Annotated in this window: 5 protein-coding genes; 3 read left to right on the top strand and 2 right to left on the bottom strand. The window is 30.5% G+C overall.

What is annotated here, in order from left to right:
• Window positions 1-603 precede the first annotated feature (603 nt).
• Window positions 604-1,269, top strand: coding sequence for a hypothetical protein (locus KQI42_RS03105; RefSeq protein WP_216516641.1), 666 nt, complete (start codon window positions 604-606; stop codon window positions 1,267-1,269).
• Window positions 1,270-1,534: 265 nt separating this feature from the next.
• On the opposite strand, the gene KQI42_RS03100 is transcribed toward KQI42_RS03105, so the two are convergent.
• Both KQI42_RS03100 and KQI42_RS03095 read right to left on the bottom strand, forming a co-directional pair.
• Window positions 1,535-2,110, bottom strand: a complete 576-nt coding sequence (locus KQI42_RS03100; protein ID WP_216516640.1) for a DUF3841 domain-containing protein — start codon at window positions 2,108-2,110, stop codon at window positions 1,535-1,537.
• A 38-nt stretch (window positions 2,111-2,148) separates the two neighbouring features.
• Window positions 2,149-2,739 carry a DUF3841 domain-containing protein gene (locus KQI42_RS03095; protein WP_216516639.1) on the bottom strand — a complete coding sequence of 197 codons (591 nt, stop codon included), beginning with the start codon at window positions 2,737-2,739 and terminating at the stop codon, window positions 2,149-2,151.
• Window positions 2,740-3,237: 498 nt separating this feature from the next.
• Between KQI42_RS03095 and KQI42_RS03090 the strand changes: the two genes are divergently transcribed.
• Together KQI42_RS03090 and KQI42_RS03085 are read left to right on the top strand one after the other, a co-directional pair.
• Window positions 3,238-6,015 (top strand): Ig-like domain-containing domain, encoded by a 2,778-nt coding sequence (locus KQI42_RS03090; protein WP_216516638.1) that lies wholly within the window; start codon window positions 3,238-3,240, stop codon window positions 6,013-6,015.
• Between the two features lie 283 nt (window positions 6,016-6,298).
• A complete protein-coding gene (locus tag KQI42_RS03085; RefSeq protein WP_216516637.1) occupies window positions 6,299-12,346 on the top strand; it encodes a S8 family serine peptidase in 6,048 nt (2,015 codons plus the stop codon).
• The last annotated feature ends 12 nt before the right edge of the window (window positions 12,347-12,358 follow it).

Below are 12,358 nucleotides of genomic sequence, written 5' to 3'. Positions count from 1 at the left end.
AATTTATGAAGCCAGGTAAGGTCGTAATCCGTGAAAGTCGGATGCGGGGTTCCTTAAAAGATTATTATGGTAAACAATTGCTAATCCATGAAGATGCGTCTTATAAATATAGTTCATACTGTTAAAATAGTAGCTATGCTGTTAGCTTGGTATGAACCTATGAAGTTGAAATACTTCATTAGGCTTAGGGACAATTAAGGCTATTAAACCTAAGTGAAGTAAGTCGTTAGTGGATACCTAAGGTAGTCAAAAAAAGGGATAAGTAAAATGGAACGTTTGATGCTGTATATTTAGAGTGTAGCAGCACTGTGACGAATATACGGGCTCAGCAGATTCATAGTAGTGTAGACCTCTTGCCGTTTGCACTATACTGGTAAACAGTATAGGAGGATAAAACAAGAGCGAGCGAAGGAATCTAGTCGGTAATGAGGTAATTATATAAACATATGAAAAGTTATGATTAGGGCATTAGCCTTTTTTATTTAACCACTTGTAGAAAAATGTGGAATTATAGGAACAAAGTACTATAATTATTGAAAGTCAATAGGACTATTACCCCGTTATCGATGGAACGCCGTATGCGGTGAAAGTCGCACGTACGGTGTGGACCAAGCGAAATCCGCAAGGATAGCAAGGGATAGCGTAAAAGATACAGATTCAACATTAAAGATTTTCAAAATAGCAGAAGAGGATGTATTAAGTCTTCCTAATATAAACACTACTGGGGCAGAAAAGAAATTTGCAAGTTTTGAAAATGATGTAGTAAAAGGAATAGTAGTAGAAGCAAATTCAACTAAGGCAAAACCGATAGTTGTAAAAGTAAATAATACGGAAGTTGTATTGGCTGATTTGGCTAATACAGTATTATCTGAAAATGATGTAGTAGAAGTAGTAGTAACAGCAGAAGATGAAACAAAAACAACAACTTATAAAATAACTGTTAAGAAAGAAGTGGTAAAAGATACAGACTCAACATTAAAGATTTTCAAAATAGCAGAAGAGGATGTATTAAGTCTTCCTAATATAAACACTACTGGGGCAGAAAAGAAATTTGCAAGTTTTGAAAATGATGTAGTAAAAGGAATAGTAGTAGAAGCAAATTCAACTAAGGCAAAACCGATAGTTGTAAAAGTAAATAATACGGAAGTTGTATTGGCTGATTTGGCTAATACAGTATTATCTGAAAATGATGTAGTAGAAGTAGTAGTAACAGCGGAAGATGAAACAAAAACAACAACTTATAAAATAACTGTTGTTAAGAATAACTAAATTTTCAATCTCGATATTGAATTAATAAGTTATTATAGACGAGGAAGTAGAAAAGTAAAAGGGAACTAATCTCCTAAGGGTTGGTTCCCTTTTGTTAATAGTGAAATTAATAAAAAATTTAGATATAATATAGAACTAGATAGAAAAACTAGAATTAAATAATTCAGTAATATAGAAATTAAAATCAAGTGTAAACTACTTTTTGGCAAAAATCAAAACAATATTAGACCGAAAAAGAGTAGTTTTTATTTAATCCCAGATTATTTTACTCAACTCCTACAACCCATTCTTTCCTTATCTCCCACAAAGCCCCCTGTTTACATGGTGATAAAACAATATTTTCATCAAATAACCTATCCCAACTTCTTCTAACCTTTGATTTTAAATGAGGATAGTAGCTTTTTAAATATATATCTGCTTCATTATTTATTCCATACTTTTCTAGTAGTTCTGCATGTTTTTTAGCGTCTTCTTGGTTTTCAGGAATATAGGAAAGGTTTAATATACGATTCCATTTCTCCATATCAAATAGAATAACTTTGTTTCTATCTACCTCTATTTTAAGTATATAACTATCCTCATGTTTATCTACATATCTTAGATCTGTAAAAAGCCAAATAGGATATTCTGCTCCTTCAGGTTTTGGTACTATATCCTTAGCTTTAGAGGTAAAATAGTTATAGGCTTCTAAAAATATATGTGATACATCTTCATATTTATTTAATATAAAATCCTTTTTTACATGATATACTCCTTTTTCATTAAGAGTATCAAGGACAATTTTATTTTGAGATGTCCATAGTGTAATTTTTTCATTACAATTTGTATTACTGTATTCCATAGACCCCACCCCTTTTAATATATTATATATTTATATACCTATCTATTTAATACGTCTACAACCCATTCCTTTCTTATTTCCCATATAGTTCCTTGGCTCATACCGCTAGAAGGGAGACTGTCATCAAATAATCTATCCCAACTCTTTATTATTTTATTCTTCAATAAAGGATAGAAATTTCCTTTATCAGTGGTATATAAGGCAGATTCATTTCCTATACCATATTTTTTTAACTCTTCATTATGTAGTCTTTCATCTTCTGTATTAAGAGGAACATACCAATAGTTTATTACATACCCCCATTTTTCCGAATCTGTAATTATAACATACTTTTTAGGAACTTCTAATTCTAGGATTACAGTATCTTCAGTAGGTTGCAACATGGTCTCTGATGTTAAAGAAACCCAAATAGGATACGTAACCCCTTCAGGTCTTGATATAATTTTCTCAGCCTTTTTAACATACCAATCATATAGTCTAATATAATAGTCAGATATAGTGTCCATTTTTTCTATTATATACTCTTCTTTAACCCTATAGATACCTTTTTCTTCTAACTCCTTTAACACTCTTTTATCCTGTCTCGTCCATATTCTTATCTTTTCATCACCATTATTCTCTCTATTCATCCTTATCACCATCCTTTAAATTTAAACAAGTATTAAAATATAATCATGATTACATTATAACAAAATTATCATTACCAAAGGTGACTTTTATTATTATTTGAAGAACTAGTTAATAAAGCTAAAAAGATGAATTAATGTCACAAAAAGCCCTTTTCTGGAAACATAGAAAAGGGCTTTTATTGTGATAAACTCAGTATATTATTTAAGCTTGGCACTAACAATAGGAAGTTATTAAGGAATCTTACATTTTCATGTCAGTTTTATTTCAATTAATTTATTTTTTTGTATGAATAAATATAATATAAATGCACGATACAAGGTTTCGTTATACTAAAACTAAATTCCCATTTATTTCCCTGTATTTCAATCTTGTTACAATTATATTACATTTTAGGTAAACCTATTGTGATACAAAAATCTCAATGCTATAATAAATCCTGTAGTGAAACAATTAAATTATTTGCTACTATATAGAAAAAATCAAAGGAGAGATATAGTATGAAAAGAACTTTATCATTAGTATTAGCATTAGCAATGATACTAGGAAGTTTCAGTTTCGTATTTGCAGCAGATAAAAATGTAGCAGACAAGGCTGGAGAATTCCTAAAGGAGGTTGGCGTTCTTGAAGGGAATGATGATGGCAATTTAATGCTAGATAAAAACCTAAAAAGACGTGACATGGTAATATTATTAAGTAGACTAATGGGAGTTGAAAGCACAGCTAAAAACTTCCCATCAGAAGGTATTTTAACTTTTAAAGACATTACAGATGCAAATTACAAAGGTTACTTAGCATGGGCAGTGTCCAACAAATTAATTGAAGGACATACACCACAAAGATTTGGATTCAATGAACAAATCACTGCTCAACAATATGCAGCTATTCTTTTAAGAGCTTTAGGATATGAAATAGACGATGCAGCTTATGCAAAAGTTTTAGAAACTTCAAAAGGATTAGGAATCCTTAAAGATGTTGAAGTTGAAAATAAAACTGAAATTTCAAGAGGTCAAATGGCTGTAATGACACTAAATGCTCTTGGAGTAAAAATTAAAGGTACAGATAAAACTTTAGCTGAAAAGCTAGGTATTAAATTACCAGGAGAACCAGTACCAGAAAAATTAGAAGTAGTTAAAGTAGAAGCAGATAATTTAAAAGAAGTTAAAATTGTATTTAATAAAGCAGTTGATAAAGACAATGCAGAAGATAAAGCAAATTATAGTTTAAATAATGGATCAATCAAAGATGCTAAAGTAGTAGAAAACAATACTGTTATTCTAACACTTGAAGGCGAAATGACAAACAAAAAAGAATATACATTAAATATTAAAGGTATAAAAGATGGTGGAGCAGCAGTAAATACTTCATTCAAATTTAAAGCAATCGACAATGCTATACCAGAAGTAGTGGAAGTAGTAGGATTAGGAACAAAAGCTCTTAAAGTTGTTATGTCCGAACCAGTTAAGAATGTTAAATCATCAAGCTTTTTAATTGATGGAAAAACTTATTATGGTTCAGTAAGCGTTACAGGTAGAGAAATTGTTTTAAAACCTTATGGTACAAGCTTTAGTACAGGTGAACATACACTAGTAGTTAAATCTTTAGAAGATTTTGCTGGATTTAAATCTGTTGAAAAAGAAATTAAATTTAATATAGTTGAAGATAAAGATGCTCCAACAGTAGTTGAAGTAAAAGGTACTATGGAAAGAGTAGTAGTTACATTCAGCGAAGATATAGATGATTCTTCAGTTACAAGAGATTCACTATATTGGGGTGGAACTAAAACTAATAAAGCTGATAAAGTAGTTAAATTAGCAGGAGATAGATATGCTTTTGAATTCTCAAGAGAAAAATCACTGCCAACATATGAAGTTAATTTAACTATTTCAGGTGCTAAGGATTATTCAGGAAATCAAATGAAATCTACAGAAATGCCATTTAGAGCTGAATTAGATGAAGCTAGATTAGAAGTAGTAGAATTAGATGTTAAAGACGAACAAAAAATAACAGTTAGATTTAATAAACCTGCATTAAAAGAAGATGCAGTAAAAGTAGCTAATTATATATTAAAAGATGAAGATGGAAAGAAAGTAAGTTTAAAGACTCCAGAAATAAGCAACGATTTAAGAGTAGTTACTCTTAAGCTTTACAGCAAATTAGCTGCTAATAAAGAGTATACTTTAAGTATTTCAGGAATTAGAGATAATACTAAATTAGCTAACAGCATGTTACCTTATGAAGAAAAGCTAACAGCTGGAGATTACAGTAAGCCAAAAGTTGATTCCATAATAGGAAACAATGAAGAAAGAACAATATATGTTGGATATAATAAATCAATGGATGTAGAATCCATATCAAATCCTTCAAACTATATGATTGTTATAAATGATGGATCAGGATGGCAAGGAAGAACTGCAACATATCCATTAAAAGAATTAGGTGGAGATATTAATGTGGTTCAAGACGGAAAAGCAGTAATCTTAACTTTACCAGAAAAGATCAACAATATGGAAGTTGGAAAAACATTAAAACTTGGTGCTTATGAAAATGGTAGAAGCAAAATAACTAGTGTAATAATAATGGATGTTGAAGATGCTGTTGGTAATAAATTAGTAGATTATGGTGTAGCAAAAGCTATAGCTGAAAATGTATTAAAAGTTGAATCTAATATAGCTACAGCTGTAGATAGAAAGACATTAGAAGTTAAATTTGATCAACCAATAGTAAGAGCATCAAAAGATGACTTTGCATCAAATAAAGTAATAGACGATGTAGTAGTAGATGGTACTTCAAAAGTAGTTATCGAATTTGCTGATGAATTCAGAGCAGATGCTTCAGATGTAAACTTAACTATTAAAGCTAATAAAGGTCTTGAAAGCATTACAGGAAGAACATTTACAGCAGACAAGAAATTAGCTATAGTAGACAAAGTACAACCAAGCTTACAAGATGTTAAAGCAGTATGGTATAACCAAAATAGAGTTGTATTGACTTTAACTTTTGATGAAGCTTTAGATACCCAATATTCTACATTAGCTAAGAGAGATTTAACAATCAATGTAACAAATGATAAAACTATAGATACTTCCAGATCCACTGTAAGCAGTGTAATCTATAGAGATAAATTAATATTAACAATAACTGATCCAGCTTATATAGTACAATCAGGAGCATATGATGTACAAATATTAACAACAGGTTCAATAAGAGATTTAAGAGACAATGTTGTAAACAAAACAACAAACTCAGTAATAGGAGAAGTTACAATAGCTAGATAAACTACCCCTTTTGAATAATACAATAACGAAGAACTCTTTTCTGTATAGCAGAGAAGAGTTTTTCATATTTAATTCAAATTTTATTGTCAATATAAATAGTAGCTATGCTAGAGTTTGTATTGAAATTATACTAAGTCTATGTAGTTTAGTACTAGATAGATAACATTAATATATATAAAACATTCCATCATAAATATTAATACTCATTTAATACCTTCTTTACTTGGTGTATATTTATATTGATAATTAACAAACAAACTTATGAAAGAAGGAGGTATTATTTATGGCAAAAAATATAGTTAAAAACAAAAGATTATTTACTTTTATACTTTCTTTGCTATTATTTTTTAGTTCTAGCGTTTCCCTTGGGAACAGTCCATTGGTAAATGCTGAAGATACGGTAATAGACGAAGAAATATTTGATAGTTTTCTAACGGATGAATATGTAGGAGTAATAGTTTATTTAAAAGAACAGCTAGACTTTAAGGAAGTAGAACAATCGCCAGATAATAAATATGAAGTGGTGGGATCTTTAAAGGAAATAGCTGAAACTACTCAAGAGGATATATTAACATATATAGAAAGGCAAAAAGAAAAGGGAAATGTAATAGAATATCACCCTTATTATATAATAAATGCTATCTATGTTAATGCAACGGAAGAAGTAATTACTAAACTATCTAAAATGAAAGAAGTAGATAGAATATTTGAGAATTCTTTATTAGAAAGAGATACTCTTCAACCAATTTCTGAAAATAGAAGTGTGATGCTAAGATCTGCAAGATATATTGTAGAAGATAATGTGGAATGGAATATTAAACAAATTGGTGCTGATAAGGTATGGGATGAATTTGGAGTAGATGGTAATGGTGTAGTAGTAGGTATAATCGATTCTGGAGTAGACTGGGAACATGAGGCTTTAAAGGAAAAATGGAGAGGGTACAATCCAAATGATCCCTTTAATCCTAATCCTATAGGTAACTGGTTTGATGCTGTAAGTGGAAAGGAAATGCCTTATGATGAACCAGGAGATTATCATGGCAGCCACGTAACAGGTACAATACTTGGACAAGACAAAAATGGTGAAAATAAAATAGGAGTTGCACCAGGAGCAAAATGGATAGCAGCCAAAGCCTTTAATAAACAAGGTGGATATCCAAGCTGGATTCTTGCAGCAGGAGAATGGATGTTAGCACCTAATGGAGATCCTTCATTAGCACCAGATATTATAAATAATTCTTGGACAACTAATACTAAGAATAAAGATGGAATAGATGAATGGTATAGACCAATGGTACAAGCTTGGAAGGCAGCTGGAATTATGCCCATATTTGCGACGGGAAATGATACAAGTCGTAATGGTGCTAAAGTAGGGTCTGTAGGAATTCCAGCCAACTATCCAGAAAGTTTTTCTGTAGGAGCCGTAGATAAAAACAACGCTTTATGTAAGTTTTCTAAAAGAGGCCCATCTACCTATGAAGGTGAATATATAAAACCAGAAATAGTAGCCCCAGGAGAGGATATAAGATCATCTATTATAGGAGGATATGCTGGTGGATGGCAAGGAACATCTATGGCAACACCCCATGTAACAGGAACTGCTGCATTGATTTTATCTGCTAATAGAAATCTTTCTATAGAAGATATAGAAAATATTTTAATCGATACAGCAACACCTCTGACGGATACTAACTATAAAGAAAGCCCAAACCAAGGTTATGGATATGGACTTGTAAATGCTTATGAAGCTGTAAAATCAATATACGATAAGAAAAGTACTGCTACTGTAAAAGGAAAAGTTTTGGGACAAGCCATAAGATCAGGGAATAAGAATATAATCCATGAACCTTTAGAATATATATTTGGGGATATAGCACCTATGGAAGCTAGAGTTAAAAATGATATAACTATTAAAGAGGTGCAATTATTGATTAAATCTAATGATCAATGGATTCCGATACCTATGACTATGGAATCAGGTTCTCTCACTGATGGAATATATAAAGTAAATGTTCCTAATGAGTATTTAAGGGATTCAAATTTTACATATAAGATAAAAGCAGTTGATTACAAAAATAATGTATTAGAAACAAAGGAATATAATGTGGAAAAATCTTTTGGTATTTTGCCTGATAAATATGAAACAGATTTTTCTAAATATCCAGTAGGATGGACTTTTGATGGAGATTGGCAATGGGGTAGACCTAATTCTCTGCCATATATATATAGTGATAGGAATATGATAGGGACAAATTTATCTGGAAAGTACTCTAGAGATACTACTAGTACTTTGGAAATGCCTCCTATAGATTTAAGGGAAAGTAATTATGAAAACGTTGTATTAAAGATTAGTCATTACAGAGAATTTGATTTGCTCAATGATGTAGCAAGAATACTTATAAGTAACGACAATAAACAGACTTGGCAGGAATTATCCAGCTTTGCAGGACAACGTAATTATTATTGGCAAGAAATGAATTTCTTAGAGGATATGTGTATTGATTTAACTAATTATATAGGATGTAAAAATCCAGTATATATAAAATTTCAACTTACTAGTACAGACCATGATGGAAATTATGGAGAAGGATGGTATTTGGATAACGTAAAACTTGTAGGAACTGATAATGAACCACCAAATCCACCTAAATCATTAAAAGCAAATACGTATCCTACAGGTGTCGTCTTAAATTGGACTGCACCTTGGTCAGATGATGTAGCAAGTTATAGAATATATAGAAGTTTAGGAGTAGATAAAGATTATGAATTAGTAGGAGAATCTTTTTCAAGGAACTTTATAGATATGAGTGTTGAAGAAGATAACACTTATTATTATAAAGTTACTGCTGTAGATATATTTGGAAACGAAAGTATTCCATCTATTAGAGAAGCATCTGTTACAATTGAATTTTTACAGAATAATATTTATTTTTCTGATTTTGAAGAGGATAATGGAGGTTTTACATCTGATGGAGAAAACAACCATTGGGAATGGGGAGAACCAAAGAGATCAGCTCCAGCGGAAGCATTTACAGGAACTAAAGCTTGGGCAACCAATCTTTTAGGAAAATATTATCCTAACAGTAATGCTTGGATTGAAACTCCAGAAATACAATTGCCTAAAGATACGACTTCCTATCTCAACTTTCATCACTGGTTAAACATCTGGATTGAAGAAGAAAGCAAGATATATATTTCAGAAAAAACAGAAGAAGGCTGGAGTGATTGGAACCCTTTAGGATCAACTTTTAGCACAACATTTAATGAGAAAAATTGGAAGGAAGAAAATATTAGTCTTCAAGACTATGAAGGTATGACTATTAAGCTGAGATTTATCTTACACTCAGAAGAAAAAGAAACTAGTGTTAGTGGATGGTATATAGATGACGTTTTAATATATTCTGAAAAGGTTGTTGAGGTAGAAAATGAATCAGTAGAATTGGACAATAAAGATTTAGAATTAGATGAAAAAATTGATTTAAATGAGGAGGAAATAGAGTCTAATACTGAAGAAACAGAGGTAAATAATAGTGATGAAGAATTAGAAATAAATGATGAAAAGACAGAAGTAGAAAATTTAGAAGAGATCAATAAGGAAGAAACAGAAATAAGTAGTGAAGAAATGGAATTAGAGGATGAAGAAGTAGGTATAGATAATGAAAGCTTAGAACTAGATATTGAAGATAGTACAGAAGGGTTACCTAAGAAGACTCTCTTTAAAAGTATGGTTTTATTAGAAGATAGCAAAGTCTTTGATAATTATAAAGAATTTAAGGAAGTAGAAAAGAAGGAAAAGCAACAATTAGATGAAACTATAGAAGAGAAAAACATAGTTCCAGTAGACGCTAAAATAACCATATTGGAAACTGGAAACAGTACTAGAACTAATCTTAAAGATGGTTCTTATGAAATAAGTACATTAATAGATAAAAATGGGGAAACTCTTACATTAAAAGTAGAAGCTTATGGTTATAGTCCACAAGAAGTAAAAGTAAACTTTGACCCTAATAAAATAGTTGAGAAGGATTTTATCCTTGAAGAATCAGCAGCAACATGTATTAAAGGTAGAGTAATAAATAGTGTAAATAAACAGCCTATAAAGGATGCTTATATTACTATTAAAGAGAACAGAGGATTTAATCCTATATCTACTGATGAAAATGGAAACTTTGAAATCGAAAATATTATCCAAGGAAGATATACTTTAGTAATTGAAAAGATGGGATATAAGAGAAAAGAAATTACATTAAATGTAGAAGATAATATGACAGCAATAGAGGATATCTGTTTATCAAAGTCCAATCAGTTCTCTTGGGAGATAGGCTATGATGATGGTAGCCATGAAAGAGCAGTTGTTGGTAATAGTTCAGATAAGAGACCTGCTGGTGCTGCTATAAGAATTACTCCATCAGAGTATGGAAAGATATTAGGTACAAATATATACTTTACAGATAAAGCTTTCCCTATACCTGGAGGTAATAAAATAGGGGTAGCCATATATACTGCTGATGATAAAGGAAAACCAGCAAGTATGTATGAAGCACCTATATTCTTTGAAATTAAAAGAGGAGAATGGAATTACCTAGACTTATCCAGTTTAGATTTCTATACTGATAAAGACTTTTTTATAGCAACTGTTCAAGATAATATTAAGGACTTTATGCCTGCAATAGGAGTAGATGATGATACCATACTAGACAATAGGTCTTTTATGCATATGAATGAAGTTTTCTTAGATATATCTCATAGTATGGGAACTGGTAAGGCAGGAACTCTTATGATTAGAGGGGTCATGGGATATGATATGGGAGTTCCGCAAATAATCAGCGACAAAAGTACTATCTATACTAGAGAAGAAATATTTTCTTTAAATATTAGTACTAACATGGAAAGTCATATAAAGCTATATAAGAAAGATCAGCTTATAAAAGAAGAACCTTCTATAAATGGAGATTTCTCAGTAGATGTTAATCTTGAAGAAGGAATAAATGAATTTAAATTAACTACTAGTAAAAATGGTAAGGAAATAGAAACAGATAGTATAACATTAATAAAAGACACAATTAGTCCAATAATTACTATAACCAATCCAGTAGATAAGAGTATTTATAATAATAATAAGGTATTAGTTAAAGGCAGTATTGAAGATGAATGGTTAGAAGAAGTAACTGTTAATGGAAAGATAGTTAAGTTGGATAATGAAAATAACTTTATAGAAGAACTGTTATTAGAAGAAGGTAAACACAATATAGAAATAATAGCTAAGGATAAAGCAGGTAATATATCTATTGAATCCATTGAAATAACTGTTAAATTACCTATTAAAGAGGAGGAAGATGATAACAGAAGAGACGAAGAATCTACAATAAGTAAGAAAGAGGATAATGTTATTGAAAATAATAAAGATACTTTCATGGAAGTTACTCTATCTAATACTAGTGCTTCTATAAAAGACAAGGAAGGAAAAGTAGAATTAAATATTGAAAAAGGAACTTTTGATAAGCTTACAAAAGTAAGATTAGATATAGTAGATGAAAAGACTATTTCAAAGGCAGAAGAATCTGATTTAAATAGAATTTCAGAAGTTATAGAAATATCATTAGTGCCAACTAATAAATTAAATAAGCCTATGTTAGCTAATTTTAAACTTAAACAATCTTCTATAGAAGGAAAGAATAAGGAATTATTAGGTGTTTATAGGCTTGATGAAAAAACAGATTCTTGGAAATATATAGGTGGTAAAGTTGATGATAAGAATAATACTATTACAGTTAAATTAAATAAGTCTGGTAAGTATACTGTGATGGAATCTACTAAAACCTTTAAGGATATAGAAAAACATTGGGGAAAATATGAAATCCAAATAATGGCTGCTAAACAAATCATTGAAGGTACTGATGGAATCAATTATAAGCCAAATAAAGAAGTGACTAAAGCAGAGTTTATTAAAATGTTGGTGTCAACATTGGGTGTAGAAGAAATCAATCCTTCAGAGCAATGGTATATAGGATATATGAATGCAGCATTAGAAACAGGATTAATAAATGAAAAGGTAAAGGACCCTAACTCTATTATAACTAGAGAAGAAATGGGAGTTATAATAGCTAAAGGTCTTGAGTATTTGGACAAGGAAAAGACTATAAGTAAGGAAATACCTTTTAAAGATTTAACTAATCTATCTAAAGACAGTATAGAATATATATCTGTTATATATAAGAATGGAATCATTGAAGGTAGAACAGAAGATACCTTTGTTCCAGAAGCTTCAGCAACAAAGGCAGAAGCAGCTACAGTTATATATAGATTATTGAAAGTTTTAGAAGAAATATAATAAATGAAACTT

Origin of the sequence: Tissierella simiarum (assembly GCF_018917865.1) — a bacterium.
In the GTDB taxonomy this organism is placed as follows: Bacteria; Bacillota; Clostridia; order Tissierellales; family Tissierellaceae; genus Tissierella_C; species Tissierella_C simiarum.
Note: the sequence above shows the minus strand (reverse complement) of the source record. Positions and strands in the feature narration are given on the sequence as shown.

Excerpts from the sequence above, each read along its gene's own strand:
- KQI42_RS03100 (WP_216516640.1), bottom strand. The coding sequence starts at position 2,110 with ATGGAATACAGTAATACAAATTGTAATGAAAAAATTACACTATGGACA.
- KQI42_RS03090 (WP_216516638.1), top strand. The coding sequence starts at position 3,238 with ATGAAAAGAACTTTATCATTAGTATTAGCATTAGCAATGATACTAGGA.
- KQI42_RS03085 (WP_216516637.1), top strand. The coding sequence starts at position 6,299 with ATGGCAAAAAATATAGTTAAAAACAAAAGATTATTTACTTTTATACTT.
- KQI42_RS03095 (WP_216516639.1), bottom strand. The coding sequence starts at position 2,739 with ATGAATAGAGAGAATAATGGTGATGAAAAGATAAGAATATGGACGAGA.